Source organism: Mycetocola miduiensis (genome assembly GCF_900115155.1).
Taxonomy (GTDB): domain Bacteria; phylum Actinomycetota; class Actinomycetes; order Actinomycetales; family Microbacteriaceae; genus Mycetocola_A; species Mycetocola_A miduiensis.
In genome coordinates this window covers 58,383-84,070 of sequence record NZ_FOVM01000008.1, presented here as the reverse complement: position 1 = coordinate 84,070, position 25,688 = coordinate 58,383, and the positions used below count along the sequence as shown (strand labels likewise).

At 64.8% G+C, this 25,688-nt stretch carries 25 protein-coding genes; all 25 read right to left on the bottom strand.

All coding sequences use genetic code 11. The features are described 5' to 3' along the window. Positions 1 to 2: 2 nt before the first annotated feature. The 25 genes from rplN to BM197_RS13090 all read right to left on the bottom strand — a co-directional run bounded on the left by rplN (position 3) and on the right by BM197_RS13090 (position 25,688). A complete protein-coding gene (rplN, locus tag BM197_RS13210; RefSeq protein WP_090712295.1) occupies positions 3 to 371 on the bottom strand; it encodes a 50S ribosomal protein L14 in 369 nt (122 codons plus the stop codon). Between the two features lie 34 nt (positions 372 to 405). Continuing rightward, the gene (gene rpsQ / locus BM197_RS13205) at positions 406 to 720 is read right to left on the bottom strand and encodes a 30S ribosomal protein S17 (RefSeq protein WP_090712293.1); all 315 of its coding nucleotides are present in this window, start codon (positions 718 to 720) and stop codon (positions 406 to 408) included. Beyond that, positions 720 to 1,043 (bottom strand): 50S ribosomal protein L29, encoded by a 324-nt coding sequence (rpmC, locus tag BM197_RS13200; RefSeq protein ID WP_090712290.1) that lies wholly within the window; start codon positions 1,041 to 1,043, stop codon positions 720 to 722. The genes rpsQ and rpmC overlap by 1 nt, the downstream gene beginning before the upstream one ends. Further along, the gene (rplP, locus tag BM197_RS13195; RefSeq protein WP_090712289.1) at positions 1,043 to 1,462 is read right to left on the bottom strand and encodes a 50S ribosomal protein L16; all 420 of its coding nucleotides are present in this window, start codon (positions 1,460 to 1,462) and stop codon (positions 1,043 to 1,045) included. The genes rpmC and rplP overlap by 1 nt, the downstream gene beginning before the upstream one ends. 2 nt (positions 1,463 to 1,464) lie before the next feature. Further along, positions 1,465 to 2,220 carry a 30S ribosomal protein S3 gene (rpsC, locus tag BM197_RS13190; protein WP_090712286.1) on the bottom strand — a complete coding sequence of 252 codons (756 nt, stop codon included), beginning with the start codon at positions 2,218 to 2,220 and terminating at the stop codon, positions 1,465 to 1,467. Further along, a complete protein-coding gene (rplV, locus tag BM197_RS13185; protein ID WP_090712284.1) occupies positions 2,220 to 2,585 on the bottom strand; it encodes a 50S ribosomal protein L22 in 366 nt (121 codons plus the stop codon). The genes rpsC and rplV overlap by 1 nt, the downstream gene beginning before the upstream one ends. Positions 2,586 to 2,610: 25 nt before the next feature. Continuing rightward, positions 2,611 to 2,892, bottom strand: coding sequence for a 30S ribosomal protein S19 (gene rpsS, locus BM197_RS13180; RefSeq protein ID WP_090712282.1), 282 nt, complete (start codon positions 2,890 to 2,892; stop codon positions 2,611 to 2,613). A 12-nt stretch (positions 2,893 to 2,904) separates the two neighbouring features. Beyond that, complete coding sequence (gene rplB / locus BM197_RS13175) at positions 2,905 to 3,744, bottom strand: 50S ribosomal protein L2 (RefSeq protein WP_090712280.1); 840 nt, start codon at positions 3,742 to 3,744, stop codon at positions 2,905 to 2,907. Positions 3,745 to 3,761: 17 nt separating this feature from the next. Next, positions 3,762 to 4,061 carry a 50S ribosomal protein L23 gene (gene rplW, locus BM197_RS13170; RefSeq protein ID WP_090712278.1) on the bottom strand — a complete coding sequence of 100 codons (300 nt, stop codon included), beginning with the start codon at positions 4,059 to 4,061 and terminating at the stop codon, positions 3,762 to 3,764. Positions 4,062 to 4,063: 2 nt separating this feature from the next. Then, positions 4,064 to 4,762, bottom strand: a complete 699-nt coding sequence (rplD, locus tag BM197_RS13165) for a 50S ribosomal protein L4 (RefSeq protein ID WP_090712276.1) — start codon at positions 4,760 to 4,762, stop codon at positions 4,064 to 4,066. 4 nt (positions 4,763 to 4,766) lie between these two features. Continuing rightward, a complete protein-coding gene (rplC, locus tag BM197_RS13160; protein WP_090712274.1) occupies positions 4,767 to 5,423 on the bottom strand; it encodes a 50S ribosomal protein L3 in 657 nt (218 codons plus the stop codon). Between the two features lie 8 nt (positions 5,424 to 5,431). Beyond that, a complete protein-coding gene (rpsJ, locus tag BM197_RS13155) occupies positions 5,432 to 5,740 on the bottom strand; it encodes a 30S ribosomal protein S10 (RefSeq protein ID WP_005050520.1) in 309 nt (102 codons plus the stop codon). A gap of 857 nt (positions 5,741 to 6,597) precedes the next feature. Then, a complete protein-coding gene (tuf, locus tag BM197_RS13150) occupies positions 6,598 to 7,791 on the bottom strand; it encodes an elongation factor Tu (RefSeq protein WP_090712272.1) in 1,194 nt (397 codons plus the stop codon). A gap of 143 nt (positions 7,792 to 7,934) precedes the next feature. After that, entirely contained in the window at positions 7,935 to 10,049 is a 2,115-nt protein-coding gene (fusA, locus tag BM197_RS13145) for an elongation factor G (RefSeq protein WP_090712270.1), read from the bottom strand. A 90-nt stretch (positions 10,050 to 10,139) separates the two neighbouring features. Next, positions 10,140 to 10,610, bottom strand: coding sequence for a 30S ribosomal protein S7 (rpsG, locus tag BM197_RS13140; protein WP_090712268.1), 471 nt, complete (start codon positions 10,608 to 10,610; stop codon positions 10,140 to 10,142). Then, positions 10,610 to 10,984: a 30S ribosomal protein S12 gene (gene rpsL, locus BM197_RS13135; protein WP_090712265.1), complete on the bottom strand. Its 375-nt coding sequence runs from the start codon at positions 10,982 to 10,984 to the stop codon at positions 10,610 to 10,612. The genes rpsG and rpsL overlap by 1 nt, the downstream gene beginning before the upstream one ends. Positions 10,985 to 11,301: 317 nt before the next feature. Then, positions 11,302 to 11,940, bottom strand: a complete 639-nt coding sequence (locus BM197_RS13130; RefSeq protein ID WP_090712263.1) for a spermidine/putrescine ABC transporter substrate-binding protein — start codon at positions 11,938 to 11,940, stop codon at positions 11,302 to 11,304. Between the two features lie 19 nt (positions 11,941 to 11,959). Beyond that, complete coding sequence (locus BM197_RS13125; protein ID WP_090712261.1) at positions 11,960 to 12,502, bottom strand: DUF6121 family protein; 543 nt, start codon at positions 12,500 to 12,502, stop codon at positions 11,960 to 11,962. A gap of 4 nt (positions 12,503 to 12,506) precedes the next feature. Further along, on the bottom strand, positions 12,507 to 13,109 hold the full coding sequence (locus BM197_RS13120) for an FHA domain-containing protein (protein WP_090712259.1): 603 nt from the start codon (positions 13,107 to 13,109) through the stop codon (positions 12,507 to 12,509). 4 nt (positions 13,110 to 13,113) lie between these two features. Then, entirely contained in the window at positions 13,114 to 15,567 is a 2,454-nt protein-coding gene (locus tag BM197_RS13115) for a transglutaminase TgpA family protein (protein WP_090712257.1), read from the bottom strand. Next, the gene (locus BM197_RS13110; protein WP_090712255.1) at positions 15,564 to 16,931 is read right to left on the bottom strand and encodes a DUF58 domain-containing protein; all 1,368 of its coding nucleotides are present in this window, start codon (positions 16,929 to 16,931) and stop codon (positions 15,564 to 15,566) included. The genes BM197_RS13115 and BM197_RS13110 overlap by 4 nt, the downstream gene beginning before the upstream one ends. Before the next feature lie 20 nt (positions 16,932 to 16,951). After that, entirely contained in the window at positions 16,952 to 17,920 is a 969-nt protein-coding gene (locus BM197_RS13105) for an AAA family ATPase (protein WP_090712253.1), read from the bottom strand. Between the two features lie 25 nt (positions 17,921 to 17,945). Further along, complete coding sequence (locus BM197_RS13100; protein ID WP_143095079.1) at positions 17,946 to 23,195, bottom strand: Ig-like domain-containing protein; 5,250 nt, start codon at positions 23,193 to 23,195, stop codon at positions 17,946 to 17,948. 127 nt (positions 23,196 to 23,322) lie between these two features. Then, complete coding sequence (locus BM197_RS13095; protein WP_090712250.1) at positions 23,323 to 24,051, bottom strand: hypothetical protein; 729 nt, start codon at positions 24,049 to 24,051, stop codon at positions 23,323 to 23,325. After that, complete coding sequence (locus BM197_RS13090) at positions 24,048 to 25,688, bottom strand: serine/threonine-protein kinase (RefSeq protein WP_090712248.1); 1,641 nt, start codon at positions 25,686 to 25,688, stop codon at positions 24,048 to 24,050. Before BM197_RS13090 ends, BM197_RS13095 begins: the two co-directional genes overlap by 4 nt.

Genomic DNA, 25,688 nt, shown 5'->3' with positions numbered 1-25,688 from the left:
GACTAAATAACCTCCGGTGCCAGCGAGACGATCTTCATGAACTTCTTGTCGCGAAGCTCGCGACCGACCGGTCCGAAGATACGGGTACCGCGGGGGTCGCCGTCGTTCTTCAAAATCACTGCTGCGTTCTCATCGAACTTGATGTAGGAGCCGTCCGGACGACGGACTTCCTTCTTGGTGCGAACGATGACGGCTTTGACGACGTCACCCTTCTTGACGTTCCCACCGGGGATCGCGTCCTTGACCGTTGCAACGATCGTGTCGCCGAGGCTGGCGTAACGACGGCCTGATCCACCGAGAACACGGATGGTGAGAAGCTCCTTGGCGCCGGTGTTGTCGGCGACCTTTACTCGGGATTCCTGCTGAAGCATTTTCTAACTCCTTATGACAAGCAAGCCGCGAGGCTTACTTGGCCTTCTCGAGGATCTCGACCAGGCGCCAGCGCTTGGTGGCGCTCAGCGGACGGGTCTCACTGATCAGGACGAGGTCACCGATGCCGGCGGCGTTGAGCTCGTCGTGCACCTTCCTCTTGGAGGTGCGGCGGATGACCTTGCCGTAAAGCGGGTGCTTTACGCGGTCTTCGACCTCAACGACGATGGTCTTGTCCATGCGGTCGCTGATGACGTAGCCACGTGCGGTTTTGCGGTAGCCACGAACAACGGCCTGGGCCTCTACTGCGGCGACCTCGGGTGCTGCGCTCTTAGCGTCAGACTTAGCCATTACTTGGCCTCCTCAGTCTCGGTTTCGGGTGCTGCCTCAGCGGCCGCATCCTTCTTCTTGGTTTTCTTCGCAGCCTTGGCAGGCACCTCTGCGGCGACGGGGGTTGCCCGAATGCCGAGCTCGCGCTCACGGATGATCGTGTAGATGCGAGAGATGTCGCGCTTCACGGCACGCAGGCGGCCGTGGGTCTCGAGCTGGCCGGTAGCGGCCTGGAAGCGCAGGTTGAACAGCTCTTCCTTGGCCTTGCGCAGCTCGTCGACAAGACGTTCGTCTTCAAATGTGTCGAGCTCAACGGGGGTGAGCTCCTTGGAACCGATCGCCATTATGCGTCGCCCTCCTCGCGCTTGATGATGCGTGCCTTGAGAGGCAGCTTGTGGATTGCACGGGTGAGTGCTTCGCGGGCAAGCGTCTCAGAGACGCCGGCGACCTCGAAGAGCACACGGCCGGGCTTGACGTTCGCGACCCACCACTCGGGCGAACCCTTACCGGAACCCATGCGGGTTTCGGCAGGCTTCTTGGTGAGCGGACGGTCGGGGTAGATGTTGATCCACACCTTTCCACCACGCTTGATGTGACGCGTCATCGCGATACGAGCGGACTCGATCTGACGGTTGGTCACGTAAGCAGGCGTGAGGGCCTGGATGCCGTACTCGCCGAAGCTGACAACGGTTCCACCGGTGGCCTGGCCAGTGCGGTGGGGACGGTGCTGCTTGCGGTGCTTGACTCGACGTGGAATAAGCATGATTACGCGCTTGCCCCTTCTGCGACGGGAGCCTCGGCACGCGGTGCACGGCGCGGACGGTCGCTACGCTCTGGGCGGGTCGACTTGGCGTTGGCCTGCTCGCGAGCGAGTTCCTTGTTGGTGATGTCGCCCTTGTAGATCCAGACCTTCACGCCGATGCGGCCGAAGGTGGTCTTTGCCTCGTAGAAGCCGTAGTCGATGTTCGCGCGGAGCGTGTGCAGCGGCACACGGCCTTCGCGGTAGAACTCGGAACGGCTCATCTCGGCGCCACCGAGGCGGCCGGAGACCTGGATGCGAACACCCTTGACGGTGGACGTGCGCTGGGCGCCCTGCAGTCCCTTACGCATTGCGCGGCGGAAGGCCACACGTGCGGAGAGCTGCTCGGCGATGCCCTGCGCGACCAGCTGGGCGTCAGCCTCGGGGTTCTTGACCTCGAGGATGTTCAGCTGGATCTGCTTGCCGGTGAGCTTTTCGAGGTCGGTGCGAATGCGCTCCGCCTCGGCGCCGCGGCGACCGATCACGATGCCCGGGCGGGCGGTGTGAATGTCGACGCGAACACGGTCACGGGTGCGCTCGATCTCGATGCGCGAGACACCGGCGCGGTCAAGCGAGGTGCCCAGCAGTCGACGGATCTTGACGTCCTCGGCGACGTAATCGCTGTAACGCTGGCCCGGCTTGGTGCTGTCGGCAAACCAACGCGACACGTGGTCGGTGGTGATGCCGAGGCGGAAGCCGTACGGGTTTACTTTCTGACCCATTACTTCGTACCCTCCTCAGGAGTGGCGAGCACAACAGTGATGTGGCTGGTGCGCTTCAGAATCTGGAATGCGCGGCCCTGGGCACGCGGCTGGAAACGCTTGAGGGTTGCACCCTCGTCGACGAATGCCTTGGCGATGTACAGGTCCTGCTCGTCCAGGAACTGGTTGTCTTTGTCTGCCTTGACGCGAGCGTTCGCGATGGCAGAGGCGACCAGCTTGTAGACGGGTTCTGACGCACCCTGCGGTGCGAACTTCAGAATGGCCAGGGCCTCAGCGGCCTGCTTTCCGCGGATCATGTTGACGACGCGGCGGGCCTTCATGGGGGTGACGCGGATGTGACGCACGCGTGCGACTGACTCCACCATTTCTCTCCTCCTTTTCGTCACCGCGTTAGCGGCGACGACCCTTCTTGTCATCCTTCACGTGTCCACGGAAGGTGCGGGTGGGTGCAAACTCGCCGAGCTTGTGCCCGACCATCGTCTCGGTGACGAACACCGGGATGTGCTTGCGACCGTCGTGCACCGCGATGGTGTGTCCGAGCATGGCCGGGACGATCATCGAACGGCGCGACCAGGTCTTGATGACGTTCTTGCTCTTGGCCTCGTTCGCGCGAACCACCTTGCGGAGCAGGTGGTCATCAACGAAGGGGCCCTTCTTAAGACTGCGTGGCATCTTCTACAACTCCTACTTACGCTTCTTGGTGGCGGTGCGGCGACGAACGATGAGCTTGTCGCTTTCCTTGTTCGGGTGGCGTGTGCGGCCTTCTTTCTGGCCCCACGGGCTGACCGGGTGGCGTCCACCGGAGGTCTTGCCCTCACCACCACCGTGTGGGTGGTCGACCGGGTTCATGGCGACACCGCGGACGGTCGGGCGAACGCCCTTCCAGCGCTTGCGGCCGGCCTTTCCCCAGTTGATGTTCGACTGCTCGGCGTTGCCGACCTCGCCGATCGTCGCGCGGCAGCGTGCGTCGACGTTGCGGATTTCACCGGACGGCAGGCGGAGCTGCGCGTAGATGCCATCCTTGGCGACGAGACGAACCGAAGCGCCTGCTGAGCGAGCCATCTTGGCGCCTCCACCCGGACGCAATTCGATTGCGTGGATGACGGTACCTGTGGGGATGTTCTTCAGCGGCAGGTTGTTGCCCGGCTTGATGTCAGCGCCGGCACCCGACTCGACAACGTCACCCTGTGAGAGCTTGTTGGGAGCGAGAATGTAGCGCTTGGTGCCATCGACGAAGTGCAGGAGCGCAATGCGCGCCGTGCGGTTGGGGTCGTACTCGATGTGAGCGACGCGGGCGTTGACGCCGTCTTTGTCGTTACGACGGAAGTCGATAACGCGGTACTGGCGCTTGTGGCCACCACCGATGTGACGGGTCGTGATGCGGCCCTGGTTGTTGCGACCACCGGTCTTCGAGAGGGGACGCAGCAGCGACTTCTCAGGGGTCGAACGCGTGATTTCAGCGAAATCAGCGACGCTCGATCCACGACGACCTGGGGTCGTGGGCTTGTACTTACGAATAGCCATAGTTTTTCCTTACGCTCCTAGCCGACAGCCGTGAAGATGTCGATGGAACCGGATTTGAGCGTCACGATGGCGCGCTTGGTGTCCTTGCGCTTGCCGATACCGAACTTGGTGCGACGGGTCTTGCCGGTGCGGTTCAGAGTGTTGACCGAGGCGACCTTGACGTTGAAGATCTTCTCGATAGCGAGCTTGATCTCGGTCTTGTTCGCGTTCGGCTCGACGACGAAGGTGTACTTACCCTCGTCGATCAAGCCGTAGCTCTTCTCTGATACGACCGGCGAGATGATGACGTCGCGCGGGTCCTTGTTGATGTTGGTCATGGCTAGGCCTCCTCAGTGACGTCAGCAGACGAAGCGACAGCCGTGACCGACTTGCCCTTGGCGGGGCCGGCGACGAAAGCGTCGAAGGCTGCCTTGGTGAAGACGATGTCGTCTGACACAAGCACGTCGTAGGCGTTCAGCTGGTCATGGTTGATGACGTGAACGGTTGGGATGTTGCGAACCGCCTTGTAGCTCTCAACGTCGGCGCGTTCGAGAACGACGAGCACGTGAGGAGAGGTGGCGATGGTTGCCAGGTAGTCCACGGCGGCCTTGGTGACGCGCTCTTCAGCGATCACGAGGGTTTCGACGACGTGGATACGCTCGCCACGGGCCCGGTCGGAGAGCGCTCCACGCAGGGCGGCGGCGATCATCTTCTTGGGGGTGCGCTGCGAGTAGTCACGCGGCTGCGGTCCGTGGACGACGCCACCACCGGTCATCTGGGGGGCGCGGATCGAGCCCTGACGAGCGCGACCGGTTCCCTTCTGCTTGAACGGCTTGCGACCTGCACCGGAAACCTCGCCACGACGCTTGGTCTTGTGGGTTCCCTGGCGTGCGGCAGCGAGCTGCGCGACAACGACCTGGTGGATCAGCGGAACGTTGGTTACTGCGTCGAACAACTCGGCGGGCAGTTCGACAGTGCCGGACTTCTTGCCCTTCGTGTCGAGAACGTCGAGCGTTGCGGTGCTAGTTGCGTCGGTCATCTAACTACGCTCCCTTCACTGCGTTGCGAACGAAAACGATGCGGCCACGAGCGCCGGGAACGGCACCCTTGACGAGCAGCAGGCCCTTGTCGGCGTCAACCGAGTGGACGTGCAGGTTGAGCACGGTCACGCGCTCTCCACCCATGCGACCGGCCATGCGCATGCCTTTGAAGACACGGCTCGGGGTCGACGAAGCACCGATGGAACCGGGCTTGCGGTGGTTGCGGTGCGCACCGTGAGATGCGGAGACACCCTTGAAGTTGTGGCGCTTCATCACACCGGCGAAACCCTTACCCTTGCTGGTTCCGACGACGTCGACCTTCTGGCCGGCTTCGAACGTTCCATCAACGGTGAGCTCCTGGCCCGGGGTGTAGTCGCCGGCGTCAGCGGTGCGGACCTCGGTGACGTGGCGGCGAGGCGTGACGCCTGCCTTGTCGAAGTGTCCTGCGTCCGGCTTGTTCACCTTGCGCGGGTCGATCTGGCCGTAAGCGATCTGAACCGCGTTGTAGCCGTCAACCTCGGGCGTGCGAATCTGCGTCACGACGTTCGGGGTGATTTCGATAACGGTCACGGGCACGAGCTTGTTGTTCTCGTCCCAGACCTGGGTCATGCCAAGCTTCTTGCCGAGCAGACCCTTGCTGGTCTTGTTCTGCGTAGACATGCGTTCCCTTAGAGCTTGATCTCGATGTTGACGTCGGCCGGCAGGTCGAGTCGCATGAGCGAGTCGACGGCCTTGGGCGTCGGGTCAATGATGTCGATCAGACGCTTGTGGGTGCGCATCTCGAAGTGCTCCCGGCTGTCCTTGTACTTGTGGGGAGAACGGATGACACACACCACGTTCTTCTCCGTCGGAAGCGGCACCGGGCCGACAACCGTGGCACCCGCGCGGGTTACCGTGTCGACGATCTTCCGCGCCGAGGTGTCAATGACCTCGTGGTCATATGACTTAAGTCGAATGCGGATCTTCTGTCCCGCCATTTTTGACTCGCTCTCTGTCTTGCGTCTTACGAATTCCTTCGCATTGGACGCGCTTCTTAGCGTTGAGGACAACGCTGGGCACTACTTGCTGTCGCACCACTGTTTTACTGTCAAGTCTTTGTCGGCTTCCCGCCCCGGGCTCCGCGCACGCAGAGATACCCTGCGGTTGCGGCGTGTGCCAGTGTTGGGATTGTCGACCAAGTCGATGTTCTGCTACCCGCGGCCTAGGTTTACTTGCTCAGTTACGAACGTGACCTATGCACTGCCTGGCAGTGATTCCGGCGCGAAGGCACGGAAATGTTGAACTAGATGAGTCTGACAGAAAGACCGGCATAGTGCAACCCGGGCGTGTCGCGCCGATCGACCCCGCCACATGGGCGCACAGCTCCGCCAAACCTGGCCACGACTCGGCAGTCGGCGGCGGGATCACGGCACTGGTAGCCCAGCGGCCCACCGTCCAGCAGGAGTTGTGCACACCCCACGCCTCAGCACCGAATCCGGCGCATAACTCCGCCAAACCGCGGCTCGAGGCAACACCCAGCCGCGCGATTCGGTACTGGCAGTGCTGCAACCGGCCATCCAGCAGGAGTTGTGCGCACCCCAACGCCGCGGCCCCGAACCAGCACCCGGAGCGGAACACCCCCAACCGACGGCCCCTGAGGGGGGTGGGGCCGCCGGTGGTCGTGACCGAGGGGGGTCGTCACGGCTGACTCCAGACTGCCAGACATGAGGAATCTTCACATCCTTTTCGGAACTCGGCCCATCCCCCAGTTCGGGTGTCCCCCGTGTGAATGTAGACGAACGCACAAAGGGCCCGGCCTTTCGGCCGGGCCCTCTTCAGGAGCTACAGGTTCGTGCTACTTGAGAACCTTGGTGACGGTGCCTGCACCGACGGTGCGGCCACCCTCACGGATTGCGTAGCCGAGGCCCTCTTCCATGGCGATGGGCTGGATCAGCTCAACGGTCATTTCGGTGGTGTCGCCGGGCATGACCATCTCGGTGCCCTCGGGCAGCGTGATGACGCCGGTGACGTCGGTGGTGCGGAAGTAGAACTGCGGGCGGTAGTTCGCGTAGAACGGGTTGTGACGCCCACCCTCGTCCTTGGACAGGATGTAGGCGGTTCCCTCGAAGTTGGTGTGAGGGGTCACAGAACCCGGCTTGACGACGACCTGGCCGCGCTCAACGTCTTCACGCTTCGTGCCGCGGAGCAGGAGACCACAGTTCTCGCCGGCCCATGCCTCGTCGAGCTGCTTGTGGAACATCTCGATACCCGTGACGATGGTCTTCTGCGTCGGGCGGATGCCAACGATTTCGACCTCGGAGTTGATCGGGAGGGTTCCACGCTCGGCGCGGCCGGTGACGACCGTTCCACGACCGGTGATCGTGAAGACGTCCTCGATCGGCATGAGGAACGGCTTGTCCTTGTCGCGGATCGGGTCCGGGACGCTCTTGTCGACGGCTTCCATGAGCTCGAGGACCGAGTTGACCCACTTCTCGTCGCCCTCAAGAGCCTTGAGGCCCGAGACGCGGACGACGGGAGCGTCGTCGCCGTCGAAGCCCTGGCTCGAGAGAAGCTCGCGAACCTCGAGCTCGACGAGCTCAAGGATCTCTTCGTCGTCGACCATGTCGGACTTGTTGAGCGCGACGAGCAGGTACGGAACGCCGACCTGCTTGGCGAGCAGCACGTGCTCACGGGTCTGAGCCATCGGACCGTCGGTTGCCGCAACCACGAGGATCGCGCCGTCCATCTGAGCAGCACCGGTGATCATGTTCTTGATGTAGTCGGCGTGGCCGGGTGCATCAACGTGAGCGTAGTGACGGTTAGGCGTCTCGTACTCGACGTGAGAGATGTTGATCGTGATACCGCGCTGGCGCTCTTCGGGAGCCGAGTCGATCGACGCGAAGTCGCGCTGAACGTTCGTTGCCGAAGGGTACTTGTCAGCAAGCACCTTGGAGATGGCAGCGGTAAGGGTCGTCTTGCCGTGGTCGACGTGACCGATCGTACCGATGTTTACGTGCGGCTTGGTCCGCTCGAACTTGGCCTTAGCCACTATGGTCCTCCTCAGGACTGATGTAGCGAAGCCGGGCACTGGTTTGCGACCGGTTTGCTACGGGGATTTGTGTGTTTATGTTACTAGGTCGCGACGGGGGATTGCACAGGAGAGTCTCAGGGCCCTCCCCCGCCGCAGAGCGATTACTCGCCCTTGCTCTTCTGGATGATCTCCTCGGCTACTGCCTTCGGAACCTCTGCGTAGCTCTCGAACGTCATCGAGTACACCGCGCGACCCGAGGTCTTGCTCCTCAGGTCACCGATGTAACCGAACATCTCCGACAGCGGAACCTTGGCAGCGATCACCTTGACGCCAGAGGCGTCTTCCATCGACTGGATCTGTCCACGGCGGGAGTTGATGTCGCCGATGACGTCGCCCATGTACTCCTCAGGGGTACGCACCTCGACGGCCATGAGCGGCTCAAGAAGAACCGGGTCAGCCTTGCGTGCGGCCTCTTTGAAGCCCATCGATCCAGCGATCTTGAACGCCATTTCAGACGAGTCAACATCGTGGGCGGCTCCGTCGAGCAGGATCGCCTTCACACCGACGAGCGGGTAACCGGCGAGGATTCCGACCTGGAGTGCGTCCTGGAATCCGGCATCGATGGAGGGGATGTATTCGCGAGGGATACGACCACCGGTGACCTTGTTGTCGAACTCGTAGGTCTTTTCAGCGGAGATCTCGAGCGGCTCGAGGCCGAACTGGATCTTCGCGAACTGGCCTGAGCCACCGGTCTGCTTCTTGTGGGTGTAATCGTGCTTCGGAACCGCACGGCGGATCGTCTCGCGGTAGGCGACCTGGGGCTTGCCCACGTTCGCCTCAACCTTGAATTCGCGCTTCATCCGGTCGACGAGGATGTCGAGGTGGAGCTCGCCCATACCGTGGATGACGGTCTGGCCGGTTTCCTGGTTCTGCTCGACGCGGAACGTCGGGTCCTCTTCTGCCAGCTTCTGAATCGCGGTGCCGAGCTTCTCCTGGTCCTGCTTCGTCTTCGGCTCGATAGCGACCGAGATGACGGGCTCAGGGAAGGTCATCGACTCGAGTACGACCTGCTCGTTCGGGTCGCTCAGGGTGTCACCGGTGGTGGTGTCCTTCAGACCGATGACGGCGTAGATGTGACCTGCGGTCACGAAGTCCACGGGGTTTTCCTTGTTGGCGTGCATCTGGAAGATCTTGCCGATGCGCTCCTTCTTGCCCTTGGTCGAGTTGATGACCTGGGCACCGGAGTCGAGCCGGCCGGAGTAGACGCGCACATAGGTCAGACGACCGAAGAACGGGTGGACGGCGACCTTGAAGGCCAGCGCCGCGAACGGCTCGGCAGCGTCCGGGTGACGGAGGATGATCTTTTCCTCGTCGCGCGGGTCGCGGGCTTCGGTTGCCGGCACGTCGAGCGGGTTCGGCAGGTAGTCGATGACGGCGTCGAGCATCGGCTGGACGCCGCGGTTCTTGAACGCCGAGCCGCAGAGGACCGGGTAGATCTCGCTGTTGACGGTGAGTTTGCGGATCGCACCCTTGATCTCGGCGACGGTCAGCTCTTCGCCACCGAAGTACTTCTCGAGCAGCGCGTCGTCGGTCTCGGCGACGGTCTCGAGGAGGAGCTTGCGGTATTCGGCAGCCTTCTCGACGAGGTCGGCGGGGATCTCTTCGATGGCGTACTTGGCGCCCATCTCGACGTCACCCTTGGAGTCACCGCGCCAGGTCAGCGCACGCATCTCGACGAGGTCGACGACGCCTTCGAACTCGCTCTCAGCGCCGATGGGGAGCTGGATCACGAGGGGCTTGGCGCCGAGGCGCTTGATGATGGTGTCGACGGTGAAGTAGAAGTCAGCGCCGAGCTTGTCCATCTTGTTGACGAAGCAGATGCGCGGGACGTCGTACTTGTCGGCCTGGCGCCAGACGGTCTCGGACTGGGGCTCAACGCCCTCCTTGCCGTCGAACACCGCGACAGCGCCGTCGAGAACGCGGAGCGAACGCTCCACCTCGACGGTGAAGTCGACGTGACCGGGGGTGTCGATGATGTTGATCTGGTTGTTGTCCCAGAAACACGTGGTGGCCGCAGAGGTGATCGTGATGCCACGCTCCTGCTCCTGTTCCATCCAGTCCATCGTGGAGGCACCGTCGTGGGTCTCACCGATCTTGTGGTTGACGCCCGTGTAGAACAGGATGCGCTCTGTGGTTGTTGTCTTACCGGCATCGATGTGGGCCATGATGCCGATGTTGCGGACCTTGTTCAGGTCGGTGAGCACGTCAAGTGCCACTGGGTTCCTCCAGGAAGTTGAATGTGGAAAGGCCGAACAGGCGGAGCGGATGCCCCGGCGCGGGAGCCGCGTCGGGGCATCCGATCGCGACTACCAGCGGTAGTGAGCGAAGGCCTTGTTCGACTCGGCCATCTTGTGAGTGTCTTCGCGGCGCTTGACCGCGGCACCGAGGCCGTTCGACGCGTCGAGGATCTCGTTGGTGAGACGCTCGGTCATCGTCTTTTCGCGACGGCCCTTGGCGTAGGTGGTGAGCCAACGGAGTGCGAGAGTGTTCGCGCGGTGCGGCTTGACTTCAATCGGCACCTGGTAGGTCGAACCACCGACGCGGCGTGACCGGACCTCAAGGGTGGGGCGCACGTTGTCGAGCGCCTTCTTGAGTGTGACGACGGCGTCCTGGCCGTTCTTCGACGAAACGCCTTCGAGTGCGTTGTAGACGATGCGCTCGGCGAGGCCTTTCTTCCCGTCAACAAGGATCTTGTTGACGAGCTGGCTGACAATCGGTGCGCCGTAGACGGGGTCTGCGACGACGGGGCGCTTAGGTGCTGGTCCCTTACGAGGCATTACTTCTTCTCCATCTTTGCGCCGTAACGGCTGCGAGCCTGCTTGCGGTTCTTCACGGCCTGCGTGTCGAGTGCGCCGCGGATGATCTTGTAACGGACACCCGGGAGGTCCTTCACACGTCCGCCACGGACGAGAACCATCGAGTGCTCCTGAAGGTTGTGGCCTTCACCGGGGATGTAGGCGGTGACCTCGGTGCCGTTGGAGAGCTTCACACGAGCGACCTTGCGCATCGCCGAGTTCGGCTTCTTCGGGGTGGTGGTGTACACACGGGTGCATACGCCACGCTGCTGGGGGTTGGCCTTCAGGGCGGGGGCCTTGGTCTTGACGACCTTCGGCGTGCGACCCTTGCGGACCAACTGCTGAATGGTTGGCACTACTTCTCCTTGTTTTTGCTGCACGGTGACAGCTGCAATGTGTTTGCTAGCATTCGCACGAGGCGAGTTCATTTGGACCCACCGCCATCGCAGAAGAGCGAAGCTGAAAGTGGTGGGTATGCCGTGGGGGCAGGCGCATGAGCTATCCGGCCCTGATGATGCGGCCTTGCGAACCCTTTGTCGCACCCGAAGGCACGATTCAGAAGCATGACAAAGCACACACCTCAGAAATTCTAACCGCCGGGGGTGTCCCGGTCAAATGACGGGGGCTTGTTCCCGGCAGCGCACCAGGCAGCGTACGGCCCGATGTTCGCCGATCACAAGGAGGGTGGAGAATCCAGCTCGAGGGTGAGGTCGGCGAGCAGCGCTTCGATCTGCGGCTCGACGTATTGGGCGACGGCGGCCTGGATCCGCTCACGGTGCGACTCGATCGAGATGCACACGAGTTTCCCCGCGTGAATGGCACATTCGTCAGCGAGGCGGATCTCGGTTCGCAGCGCCGCTTTTTCGTCGTCGGTGAGCGGAACGGGCAGGTCTTCGTCGTCGGCGGGCTCCTCCCCTGCGAGCCCGGCGAGGGTGAACAGGTACGGTTCCCCCGGGATCGGGTCCGGGTCGACAGGGAGGCCGTCGTACTCCGGTTCGAGACCCCGCTCTGGGCGGTACTGGCGCGCGCGGCGAAGTTCCGCCTCGGCCAGCTCGCGCTGCAGCAGGGGAAGATTGCGCTGGGTGTAGTCGTCGACGATGTCGTCGACGATCGATTTCACCCGGGTGGAGAGTCCGTGCTGCACCGCGTGCGGTACGTCGTGGTCGAGCCCGACGGCCGCCATGATCGGCGATCCGAAACAGCGACGGCACAACCTCGTGCGTCCGCGGTGCGTTGATGGCTGCCAGCGCGGCAGCCAGCGCAGCCACGCGTCGACCGCCTGGCTCACTCGCGTGTCGAGCGACCGGTCCATGACTCTGAGAGTACTCGCCTTATCGCTCCCACGGCCATAACGGACGCGCCGGATGTTCTCCCCCACTGCCGAGGACGAGCATGTAGACCACAGAGACCGCGGCGGCGAGCACCCCCACTGCGATGGCATACCCGCTGAGGGCGGACCCGGCGGCGAAGAGGACGATGGTGAAAACCTCAGCCGTCACGATCGAATAGGCGATCGCGCCGGCGAGGACGTAGACCACATAACTGACGATTCCGATCAGGACCGAGCGGCCGAGCGGGAGTCTCACCGGATCGCCGATGGATGCGGCGATCGCCTCGTGCAGGTCGCGCAGATAGCGACGCCCGATTCCCAGCAGGTACAGCAGCACGGTCACCACGGCGGATGCGGTGGCGACAGGACCGACGAGAGGACCGGCATCCGCCTGGGGAACGACATCGGTATCGGTGAGGAGGCTCACGAACCCGAACGCGCAGACGACGAGGGCAAAGTAGAGGACGGTGGCGAAGATCGCGAGAGTGTACGGGAAGGATGCGGGCCGGCCCTGCGCGCCCTCGGCGGGGTTGGGTATCGACATCGGCTCAGTCGAAGACGACCTGCACCCGGTACTCACCGAACCGCACGGCCGTATTGGCGAGGAGTGGCGTGGCGACCTCGGGGGCGCAGAGCGTCTCGGTGCCATCTGCGGCGATCAGGACCGTGCCGTTCGTCGAGTTGAGGTCGAGGACCCAGACCCGGCCGTCGGCGACCCCGAGAATGGCATGCGTCTTGGAGACGCTGCGTTCGACGTCGTGCAGGCGGGCCCGCGCGGTGACCCCGTAGCCCTCCTGGTGCTGGGGATCCCTGCCGACGATGAGCCCTTCGCCGAGCGGCAGCACGCTGCCGTCGGGCAGTTCGAGTCGCGGATTCCCGATTGATTTCGCAACGGGCGTCGGCGCGGTGGCCGGGGCGGGCTGGTCCGCGGCAGTCGGCTGAGGAGCGAATGGCTTGGGGGCGAGGCCGAATTCCGGCCTCGCGACAGGAACGGGAATGCCATGATCAGAGGAGGGCACCGTGTCGAGCGCCGGTTCCATGCCTGGTGGCATCCCGATCTTCCGAATGGGAGCATCCGTCGCCGGCGCGGGCAGCGGCGGGCGGGGCGGAAGCTCGAAGCCGTTCCACTCGTTCACGCCGTCGCCACTCATTTCTCTACTCCGCCGTTTTCTTGCGTTGACCCTTGTGCCCGGATCGCGTGCCGCGGCCAGGAGCCGTGAGGCGGTCCGTCATCGTCCGTCCGGTGTGAACCCGGAACCGGCTCAGCTGCCGGCGCCACCAGCCTACCGCCGACGCCGCGCCGGTCGAAGACTCCACCGACGTCTGCCACAGCTCATCGATGCGCTTCTCCGGCAGGTTCCGCCCGGAGAATACGGCCTCGTCCGTGCCGTGCGCGAGGCGGGTGAGAGTGGCCAGCCCGCCGGGCCGGTCCGCCCGCTCTGCTGTTCCGTTTGCCTGCGCCGCCTCGGTTTCGACCTGGCTGCCCAGGTCTGCGGCGAACATCCGCCGGGTTCCGATCTCGGGCAGCACATAGCCGACCTCGGCGTAGCGGTCGAGTAGTTCGTCCCAGGCGCCGGCAGCGCGCGCGTCAGCGGTAGCCGCGGTGCGGCGGAGGCGCATCCGTCGTCTCTTGATGGCGGCGATCACGAGCAGGGGCACGAGGTAGAGGAGAAGGGATGCTCCGAGGGCGCCGCCGAGGATCCAGACCCACAGAGGGAGAGCGAAGGCGTCTTCGTTCTTCTCATCCTCTTCGCTGTCGTTGATGTCCACTTCGGTGAGCAGGTCGTCGTCCTGCTTTTCCGCCCGCGGCGGTTGCCGGACCTGCGGTTGAGGCTCCGTCTTGGGCTTCGGGTTCTGGTCCTGTGGGATCTCCTTCTCGTCCGGAGTGGGAGAGAAAGCGACCCATCCGACGCCCTGGAACGGCACTTCGACCCACGCGGTGACGTCGTCGCCGGTGACCGTGACCGTCTCCCCCTCCTTCACATCCTTCGGCGCAAATCCCATCACGACACGGGCCGGGTGACCCAGTGAGCGGGCCATCAGCGCAAATGCTGCGGCGAACTGTTCTTCGTCGCCGATCATCTGGTTCCGGGTGAACAATTCCTCGATGCGGTCGGCGCCATGGCCGGCGCGGGAGGGGACGCTGTCAGAGGCAAGGCCATGGCTGAGGAAGCCGTTGATCTTCAGGGCCTGCTCGAGTGCACGGAGCTGATCGATCGGGGTCGTGGCCGCTCCGGCGAACTCGGCGGCCTTCGCGGCGACGACATCCGGAACGCGCTCGACGAGCGGCAGCTCCACCCGCGCGACGGGCACGTTCGAGAGCGCCTGGTCGCTGAACGCATCCTGCACCTCCGTCGTGAAGCTGTACTCGTACCCGGTGTCGACGCCGGACGTGATCACGGTGGTGGCGGTTTCGGCGTTGTAGCGCAAGTCCTGGGACGTATCGGTCGGCTCGGTGGGAAGAGAGATTGTCTCGGGGTAGCCGACGATCGGCAGCCACACACCGGAGTATCCGCTGACGCTCACGCTGACCGATCGGGCGCCGGAGGATTCGAGCAACGCGGGCGCCGGGAGTTCGTCGCCCACGAGCCGGAACGAACCGGAGCCGTCTGTTTGGTCCTCGGCCCCGGAGACGTCCCAGAGCCGGCCGTCGTAACTGTCCATCACAGCGAGGCGGACACGATCGGATGCCGCCAGGCCGGTCACCGAGAACAGGTCGGTCTCGCCCAGGTCTTTCGTGTATTTACGGAACCCGCTGAGCGGGCTGGGGTAGTCCTGCGGGTCGAATGGCGGCACAACCTCTTCGCGCAGAACGAAGCGCGACTCGGGCGGCGGGATGAGGATCGAGCCGGCGACGGCTGCCACGAGGATGGCGGCTACCGCGACGATCGCACTGCCGAGAAGCTTGGTGCGGTTGAGACCGCGGCGTTCCTGGAGGCTCGCGTTCGTCACCCCGCCCCGCCGCCAGCCGAGCCACAGCAGCGCGAGCACGGCGAAGGAGATTCCGCGCAGCCCGGCGAGGAACGGAGTGGATGTACCGTAGAGGATCCCGAGCAGGTACAGGGCGGTGGGCCCGATCAGCAGAACCGACAGCCGCGCCGGCGAACGGTCGTGCCGCGGAAGCCAGCGGAGCACAAGCACCGTCGTGACCAGCCCCACCAGCCAGGCAGCTGCGTACGGCAGAACGGTGATGTACTCGGGCGCACCGGCGGGGGCGGACAGGGTGACGAGGTCCGTCCAGCCGAACACCGCCCCGAGCGCCAGCCCGCGGAGGGTGGTCAAGGTCGGGAGAACGGCAAACAGCGCATACCCGGGCATGGCCAGTGCGCTTCCAAGCATGAAGTAGAGCACGATCGCCGACAGACCGGTGAAGAACGCGTTGAGCCGGAACAGGTGCGAAAGGTAGCCGGCAGCGGTTCCCACGAGCAGGCCGCCGAGGCCGGCGAGGAGGTAACCGTTGTCGCTGAAAGCGGGGGCAAGGCCCCAGATCCCCAGCGCCGAGAGCACGGATACGACGGCAAGGTCCCGCCAGGTAGCGGTGCTGACCTCGCCGCGCGGAAGCCTCGGCGCCGGTGCCGATCGCGAGGCCTTTGGTGTCTTCTCGCTCATACCGCCCTCGCCATCACGCGAGGCAGGTCGCCGAGAGAACCGATCGTGACGATCGAGAGCCCGGCGACGTCCTGCACGCGCGGCCGGGAGCCGTTCTCGATCCTGAGCGCGATGACGTTGGTTTCCCCGCCGAACAGCCTCTGGATGGCGCGGTAGTCCGGTGCCTCCATTCCTGAACCGGCAACGATGACGACGACGCTCGGCGGCGGCAGCCGTTTCGTCGCGTCGCGGGCGAAGTCGCGCGGGGTGGCCGTAGATCCGACGATTTTCTCGACCCGGCAGGTGTCGTCGAGGAGGGATGTCACGGAGTGGGTCTTGAGGACGCGTCCCTCGGTGACGACGCTGATCTGGGTTCCGTCCCGGATCACCTGGGATCCGATGGATGCCGTCACCGAAACCGCGAGTTCGAACTCGTCGTCTCCGGCGTAGTAGCGCTCGTCGCTGGAATGGATGATGGTCAGCTGGCTCCGCCTCGACTCCTCGAACTGACGAACCATGAGCTGCCCGGTCCTCGCCGACGTCCGCCAGTGGACGTAGCGGACGTCGTCTCCGGTCACGTACGCACGGAGGGCGTGGAAGGAGATGTCGTTGTTGGTGATCTTCTTGGTCACCTGGCCCTCGAGGTCGCGCACGAGTCCAGCCGCCGTGGGATGCAGCCGGGTGGTGACCGGGTGAACGAACAGTTCGATCTGATCCGTCCAGCGCACGACACGCCGGAACAGACCCAGCTGGTCACCGCGGATCGAGACGGCGGGGCCGGTGAGGATGACGGCGCGACGGTTGGTCGGCACAGCGAAGAGCTCTTCGACGTCAGCGCCCGGCTGGAGCGCCCCGATGGAGAACTCGGCGAGGCCTTGCCCGACCGGAACCTCAAGTGTTGTGGCCGTTGACGCCTTTTTGCCGGTGTTGGTGACGAGCACGCGCCCGATCGCGCGCTCCCCCACGGTCACCCGCCTCGGGTTGAGGGCGATGTCGACGGCGTACGTGGCCCGTCCGATCAGGAACAGCGCCGCGACGGCCAACGCCGCGAACAGGGTGATCGCCACGACCGTGAGTTCCGCCCAGCCGAGCAGCAGCCCGGCGACCAGGGTCACGACCGCGGCACCGAGAACGAGCGCGCCGAGTCCGCTGACCGCGGCCAGGTACGGTTTGCTGACCTCCCACAGCCACACGACCCAGGATGAAACGATCCGCCCCAGCAACACGAACGGCACTTTAGCGCTCCTGCCCGCCCGCTTCGCCGCTGCCAGGCGGGATCCACGGGTGGCGGACGTGGCGTGAGGCGTCCGCTCGACAGGTTGCGGTTCCTCAGCCGGGTCGGCAAGCGCCGCGGTCTCGGGCTCGGTCGTTACTGTGCTGGTCATGACGTCGGGGAACCCGGAATCTACGCTGCGCGGTATGCGGGAACGGGGAGTTCGACGAGGATGCCTGCGACGACATCCTCGGCCTTGACTCCGGCGAACTCGCTTTCGGCATCGACGATGAGCCGGTGCGCGAGCACCGGAACGGCGAGCTGGTGGACGTCGTCCGGGGTCGCGTACGTGCGACCGTGGGCGAGTGCCCAGGTTTTGATCATCCGGGCCAGCGCGAGGCCGCCACGCATGCTCGAGCCGAGCGCGATGTCCTTGTGCGCTCTGGTGGCGTGCACGATATCGGTGATGTACTCCATCACCGACCGGTCGACGTGAACGGCGGATGCCAGCTGCGACATCGCGAGGAGTGACGGACCGCCGATGATGGGGCTGATCTGAGCCGCACGTGAGCGGTTGGCCGAGTCGAGCAGCAGGTCGACGGCGGTGGCGCGGTCCGGGTAGCCGAGGGAGGTCTTGATGAGGAACCGGTCAAGCTGTGCTTCAGGGAGCTTGTAGGTTCCGGCCTGCTCGACCGGGTTCTGCGTCGCGATAACCATGAACGGCTTACCAACCGGGTAGCTTTCACCGTCCACGGTGACCACACCCTCCTCCATCACTTCGAGGAGCGCCGACTGGGTTTTCGGTGACGCGCGGTTGATCTCATCCGCGAGGACGACGGAAGCGAAGATCGGGCCCTTGTGGAACTCGAACTTGTTCGTCGACTGGTTGTAAATCGTCACTCCGGTGACGTCGGACGGCAGAAGATCAGGCGTGAACTGGATGCGCGAATTGGTGCCCTCGAGCGTGTTCGCCAGCGCCTTAGCCAGCACCGTCTTACCGGTGCCTGGGTAGTCCTCGAGCAGCACGTGCCCCTCGGAGAGCATCGAGGCGATCACCAGTCGGATCGTCTCCTCCTTGCCGAGGATCGCCAGGCTCACGCTGGACACCAGGGACTCGAATGCCCCCGCGAACCACTCCGACTGTTCTTGCGTTACTGACACGTGTTTCTCTCTCTTTATCGATCGGCTAGGGGCGGAAGTCGACGGTGTTCGAACTCTTGCCGTCGACGATCACCTTCGTGTCCGGGTATCCCGAGTAGCAGGTGCGTGGCGAATCATCGAAACCGCCGTTGCCGTCGGTCGTCAGGGTGTACGTGCGGTAGACACCGCCATTGGCGTAGCACTGCCAGGTGTAGGTGGTGTTAGGCGCCCAGTCACTCATTGTGATGTGGTGATAGAACTTTCCACCACCGGCAGACGGCCCCTTTGCAAGTGACAGATTTTTTTCGTACTTCGGCCCCGGTGGTGGTGGTGGTGGGGGCGGTGGCGGCGGTGGTTTTTCCTTCACGTACACACTGGAGTACTCGGACCAGTCGCTGCAGCCTCCGGGGCCGCACGCCTGAACACGTCCGTTGTAATTCTTGTCCCCGGTGTTCGCCTGTGTCGTTGCTCGGGTTGTCGATCCTCCGGTCGTTCCGGACTCGACGCCTTCCACCTGCCAGTTGTAGCTGGTGACCCCGCCGCCGTCGTCGCTCGGGGCCGCCCAGGTCAGCCGAAGCGGAGTCGGGGCGTAGTCCCCACTCGGGTTCTCAAGAGACACGTTGCGGGGAACAGTTGGTTTGCCGTACGACGTCGCCGAACTCGACGCCGACTTTTCGCTGTTGCCGACCTTGTTCGTGGCGAAGACCGTGAAGCTGTACTGCGTTCCGTTCTCTCCGGCGAAGGTCAGCGTCTCCCCGGCCTGCCCGCTCTGCTTGACACCGTCGTTGCGCGTGACCGTGTAGCTCGAGATCGCCGCTCCGTTGTTCGACGGTGACGGCTTGATTGTCGCTGCGATCTTCTTCGGGCTCGCCGCGAGCGTCGGAGCAGGTGGCTGGTCGGGCGCGCTCGTCACCATGACGTCTGCGCGTCCCTGCACGTGGCGGTTCGGGTCCGCGGTGGCATCCTCGACCGTGTAGATCACGCTGATCTGCTGGGTCTTGTCCGGGCCGGGCGTGATCACGAGGTTGGAGCCGCTGATCCTCACGGTCGCGTTGGCCCCGTTGCTCACGCCGGCATCGATGATCTTCAGCGGCTGGCCGGGGAAGGGGTTGAAGTCGTTTGCGAGCACGGGCAGAGTGACCGGCGTGCTCGAGCGGCCATCGGCGTAGGAGTCGTCGACGGCTGAGGCGAGCGGCTGCGACGACGAGACGACGCGCACGTGCACGGTGCCGGGGATCGTGAACTTCTTGTAGGTGATCGTGAAGTTCAGCGTCGTGGCGGTGCCCGGCTGCACTCCGAACGGAGCCGACACGGTGAGGGTCGAACCCGACAGGCCGGCCTGGATGCCCCCGGTCGCGGCGGAGAGCCCGCTGTAGCTGAGCGCGGCGAGGACCTCGGGGTTCGGGTGGTCGCTGGCCATCCGCAGGTCGAGGGTCTGCGCGGGCTCGCCGGCCTCGATGGTGAGTTCGGGCGGTGTGTAGGTCGGGGCGACGTCCTTCATCTCCGGGTCGCCGACGGTGATCGGGAGCACGAGGACGTCCACGCCAGTGCGTGAACCGTCTGTGGCCTCGAAGGTGATGCTAGCCGGGCCCCGGTAATCCAGCGCAGGAGTGAAGGTCAGGGTCTGGTCGTTGACGTAGTTCGGCGTTCCGTCGCTCTTGATCGCGCTTACCGTGTTCGCTCCGGTGATCCGGATCTCCTTGCCGGACGGCGACTCGGCGACGTCGGAGAGCTTCCAGGTCTTCGTCTCGTTCATGTCGACGTATTGGGTCTCCAGATTCGGCTTGATCCGGGGAGGGAGTCCGTCGGAGAACGGCGGGACAACGATGAACGCAGCCGAGCTGAGGGCATCGATCGTGTTGGTGAGCCGGTAGGCGATCGCGGTGCGGTCGTCGCCGAGGGTGACCCGCACGAGCCCGTTCGGCAGGAGTTCGGCGCTGCCCTGGTTCGGTCCCTCGACGGAAATCGCGAGGTCGTCGACGCTGCCGCCGGAGTTGTTGGCGCCGTCTCGCACGTCGATGTCGACGGTCTTCTCGCCGATCACCTCATCGGGTTCGACGATGTGGTCGACCAGCGTCGGCGGGGCGATCGTGGCATCCTTCGTCACGCGCACCTGCACGAAAGCAGTGTCGAAGCCGCCCTGGCCGTTGGTGATCTCGTAGCGGACGACGAAACTCGTCTCCTCGTCGGGCGCTTCGATCTCGACGAGGCGCTTCTTCTCCACGCTCGCGGTGATGCCCTCCGGCACGTCCTTGAGTTTTTTGCTCACCTCGATCGTGTAGCCGTTGGGGTCGGAGTCGTTTCCGAGCACCGGCACGGTCGCGACCCGGCCCGGCTGGACCTCGATCGTGTCGTCGACGGCGATCGGCGGCGAATCCTGCGCCGGGCGCTGGATCACACCGATTCGCACGGTTCCCAGCGCGGAGGCACCGTAGGCGTCCTTCACCGCGTAACTGAACACGTCTGTTCCGGCTGAACCGGGCGCGGCAGTGTAGGTGAAGCTCTGACTGGTGGAGTCGGTGACGCTCCCCAGCTCCGGGGCGCTGGAGAGTCCGTCGAAGACAACTGAGTCCCCGTTGGGATCAAGGCCGTCGAGCGGGACATTGACGGTGACCGACGAGTCGGCGAAGACGCGCGCGGTAAGCGTCCTCGGTGCGGGTTCCTCATTGACCTTCTCGTCGGCGGCCACGACGTTGAACGTGATGCGGGCAACGGCCTTCTGCTTGAAGTCGTCGGTGACCGAGTAGGTGGCCGAGTACACGCCGGTCTCGCGCGGTGCCTGGAACCGGACCTTGTCGCCGGAAACGAAGGCCAGCCCCGCCTGAACCGGCTCGGCGAGTTCCGGGTCGAGTGTCATGACGGCGTTGTCGGGGTGGATGTCGTTGTCGAGCACGGGGACGCTAGCGATGTCGCCGGCGCGGACCGTGACGACGTCGTCGGCGGCAATCGGCGCCTGATGTTTGGTCAGCGGCGGCACCGGGACGATCGCGACAGTGCTGACCGTCTCGTTCTGGCCATCGGAGACGGTGTAGCTGAACTGCAGCTGCTCGGTGACGGCGGCGCTCGACGTGACGCGCACCACTGAGGAGTTGAGCACTTCGATCGACAGGACCCGGGCGGCATCCGGGATGTCGAGGGAACGGACGGCGAGCACCTTGCCGCTCGGCGACACGTCGTTCGTGAGCACGTTGAGCACAGTCGGCTCGTTCGGGCGCAGGTACCCGGTGTCGTGCACGGCGATCGGCGGCTGGACCTCTTCGGGGACGTCCTTCACGTCGACCCGGATCATGCCGATGCTCGTCGCTGCCCCGGCGCCGACGGTGTACTGGATGTAATAGGTGCCGGTTTTGCCCGAGACGAGCTGCATCGAATTGGTGTCGGATTTCAGGATGACCGACATGCCGCCCTGCAGCGCTTCGGCGCCGAGGAGGGCAAGCTGTCCTCCATTCGTCGACAGGTCGTTGGCGAGCGGGAATGCTTCGACCGGCTCGCCAACGAACGTCTCCACGTGGTCGGGGGTGCCGACCGGGTTGAGGGTTCCTGTCGGTTTGACGTCGACGGTGAACGTTCCGGATGCCGTCTCGGTGCCGTCGGAGACAACGTAGACGATATCGCGGGGACCGAGCTGGCCGGAGGTGTGGGTGACGGTGACGAAACCTTCGTGCGAGAAGCGGACCAGATCACCGTTATCGCTGACGGCGGATTGCAGGAAGACGTCGTCCCCATCAGGATCGCGCCAGTCGATCAGCGGGTTGTATGTGATGCTCTGGCCCGCCTCGACCGAGACGGCGCCCTTGCGCTGCTCGACCGGTGCAGAGTTCGCCTCAGTCGGCATGATCGTCACGCTGACGTTCGCCTCGGAGACGCCGCCGCTGCGACCGTCTGAGACCGAGTACCGGAACGAGACCGTCCCGGCTGACTGTTCCGGGTTCGGCGTGAACTGCAGCGCCCTGCCCCCGTCGATGAACTCGACGTTGCCGGATTCCGGCGCAAGTCCCTGGAGGTTCCGCCCGATGGTGAGGACGTCGCCGTCGGGATCTGTGTCGTTGTCGAGCACCGGCAGAATGGTGCTCTTGCCCGGGCGCGCGCCGAGGGCGTCATCGCGCGCGATCGGCGGGCGGTTCTGCTCGGTGCGGTCGGCGAGGGTGTCTTCGAACGACTGCGTGGACGCTTTCTCGTCGCCCTCCTCGCCGTCCTCCTCCTGCGGAGGAGTGACTTCTTCCCAGTTCTTCACCAGGCGCATGTTCGCGTCGACCAGCCAGACGTCACCGGTCTGCAGGTTGTTCAGCGCGATGACGTTGCGGTTGACCCGGAACTCGAGCGCCGTGCCCTCCGCGAGAGGTTCGATGTCCTGCCGGCTCGGCGACGCATCGCCGCAGACAGCGAGGTAGCGACTCGCGCCCGACCAGGCGCCGTGGGCGCAGCCGTTGAGGTTCACCGGCGACGAGACCCCGCCCGCCTTCTTGACCGGGTTGGTGATGTTGGCCTTGATCGCCTGGGGTGTGCTGTCGTTCAGCCGGGCACGGAGCAGGGACGAGCCGGTGGCCACGATCACCTCTCCCCCGGTGGCGCTCACCTGCTGGATCTTGATGCCGGTGTCCGGCAGCGCGATCGTCGTCGCGGCATCCAGAACCAGGCGGTTCTTGGCGAGGTCGAGGATGACGGCCTGTTCGCCTGCCGCAGACAACTGGTAGTCCGTGAGCGCTGGGAGCTCGGTGACGGTCGGTTTTCCGCCGGCGACCGGATACGTGTACAGCTTCTTCTTCGTCGGTGAGACGGCGAAGACCGTTCCCTTGCTCGAGACGACGCTCTGCGCTTCTGCTCCGAGCTTCGCGATCGGCTTCGCGTCGATGGTCGAGAACCGGAGCTCCCCCGCGGTGCTCGTCACCCAGAGCTCACCGGTGTCCGGCTCTAGGATGGAGAGGTTCGTGTCGCCGAGCGACACAGCGGCGTTCGGCGGCAGGTCGGCGCGCTGCACCAGCGTGGTGAAAGCCGAGTCGATGCGCTCGACACTCGACGCCGAGCGGTCGTGCAGGAGCACGTTCTCGCCGTTCTGCAGCACATCGATGTCGTTGGATACGGTCGCGACCGAGGCGTTGAGCTCTTCGATCTGGCGGTTGAGCCGGCCTGCCTGCAGTTCAGTACCATTCGTGACCCAGACGTCACGGGCGCTTAGGTCGACGTCGGTGACGGGGAATCCCTCGTGCAACACCGCGACGGTGACGGGAACGGCGACGAGAACCGAGAGCGCGACGACGGATGCCGTCACCTTGCGCGCCTTCAGCCACCTCAACACGTTGTCGTCCCCCCACGATCAGCATTGTTGTTTGTGTTCCCCGGAATCCTCGACAGGAGCGGGTCCTACGCTAACACGCCGGTCACGGGGAAATTACAGTCATATGAATGCGCCTGCCCGTCACCATTCACGACCCTGACCCCTCGGCCGGAGAGGCAGCAGGAGCGTCCTTTTCCCGATCGAGCAGCACGAGATCGTCGGCGTCGACGAGGCGGGACGACACGGCGTATTCGACCAGTCGCCCACGGCGTCCCGTCGCGAGCTTGGCCCGACCGCCGCGCAGCCCGCGGACACCGACCCGGTCGAGCTTGTCGCAGACATTGTCGAGCTTGCGGTTGAAAGCGGTGAGGGTCCAGCCGAGCCGTGCCGCGGCATCCGCTGATGTGGGGATCTCTCCCCGACCGGGTGAGTCCTGGCGCAGCACGTTCTCGGCGAGCGCCACGACGAGAAGGCGCTGGCTGCTCGTGAGGTGCACCGGGCCGACGGTGGTGGTGCCTGCCTGCATTGTCGTCAGCGCGGTCGTCCCGAAGAACTCGGACTCGGAGTGGATCGCGAACTCGTAGGTGGTCGACCCTGCGCTGAACAGGACCTGGAGTTCGGGGAAGACGAGCGGAAGCCGGGCGCCGGGCGCTAGCCACGCCTGCACCTGGCCGGTCGTGTCCGTGACGGTGGCGGAGAGAAGGTTGCCGACGTTACTCAGCCACCAGAGCTCGTTCTCGAGCGTGATCGAGAGGAAGCGCCGGTGCAGGAACGGGTTTTCGTCGATGACGAGGTCTGATTCCCGGCCGACGAAGAACGGCTGCCCGGGGGTCAGGTCGTACCATTCGCCGCAGAATTCGATGCGTGGCGGCTTCACTTGCTGCACATCTCCAATGGCTCGGTAGAGAGCTTGCCGTTCGTGCGGACGATGAGGACTTCGACGCAGACCTGCGTGTTCGAGTCCACTCCGTCGATGGTGACCGAGGTGGATCCGGTCGGGGTTTTCGGTCCTCGGTTCGGGCCGTCGCTGCGGTTCCAGACGAACTTGTCGCCGTCCTGCGGTTCTGGGTTCTCCCATTCGAACGTGACGCTGGTGCCGTCGGCGCTCGGGGTCACCCCCACCGCGGCCGGCGTCGGTACCCCGAGGGTCACGAGGCTGGATGTCGCGCTGGGTGTCGGGGCCAGGGCGGCGTCCGGCTGCTCCGGCGCGAGGAGCAGTGCTGATGACACCACGCCTCCGAGAACAAGCACACCGGCGGCACCGGCGAGAACCGGCCAAAGCCTCCGGCGCGGCGCAGGGACGGCTGTGGGTTCCTGCTCCACTTCGGCCGTAGCCCGCGGGCGGATGACCGTGTTCTCCGCCGCTACCGACGGGGCAGGGTTCCCATCGGGCTGGACGGACGGCATCCGCCGGATCACGGTCGGATCCGCGCCCAGCTCGGCCCCGCGGTCCTTCGCAGCGTCCGCGGATGCGGCGTCCGGCGGCGCTACCGGCTGGGCCTCTACGCTGGCGACGCCGCGGATGCGGGTTGCGGCACCGGCTTCGGCAGCTTCGTTGTCGTGAACCCGCTCGAGGACGGTGAGGTTCGGTACGTCGATGGCGGTCGGGGCGTAGGAGAGCTCCATCTCGACGCGCTGGAGCGCACGGGCGAAGTCCACGGCGGTGGCGAAGCGGTCGTCGGCGGACGGCGCCATGCCCTTGTGGAGGATCGAGACGAGCGATCGCGGGATGTCCGTGCGCGTGATCGGGGTGATCGAGCCGCGTTCGATCCGTCCGATCAGGTCCACCGTGCCGTTCGGCTTGCCCGGCACCTCGAACGGTGTGTGCCCCACGAGCAGCGTATACAGGGTTGCCGCGAGGGAGAACACATCGCTGCGGACGTCGGGCTGGGGATGGTCGTCGAACATTTCGGGCGGTGACCACGGGATGGACATGCCGATCGTGCCCGTCGCGGTGGCTGCGGCTGCAGCGGTTGGGGCGGTTGCGGCGTCGCGCGTCGTCGTGTTCGAGGGTAGTTCGATGTCGACCGCACTGGAGATGCCGAAGTCGGTGAGCGCAGGCCAGCCGTAGCTGTTCGTCAGCACGTTGGCCGGCTTGATGTCGCGGTGCAGGATGCCGGCGGCATGGGCGGTGGCCACGGCGCTGGAGACCCGCACGCCAGTGCGGAGGGCGTCGGCCACGCCGAACGGAGCGCGTTTGTACTGCTCGGCCAGGCTCGGGCCTGAGCAGTACTCCATCACGAAGTACGGCCGGCCGTCTGCGGCCACGGCGGCGTGATAGATCGTGACGATGTAGGGGTGCGCAGACAGCTGCGCCATGAGGTTCGCCTCGGCGACGAACGCGGCCTGCGATGTGTCGCTGAGCTCTTCGGACGCGAGGACCTTGACGGCGACGAGCCGGCGCGGGAGGTCCTGTTCATACAGGTACACGTCACTGAACCCGCCGGAGCCGAGCAATCGCGTGTACCGGAAGCCGGGCAGCTCGGGCGGGGTTGCGACGGAACGCGCCGGCAC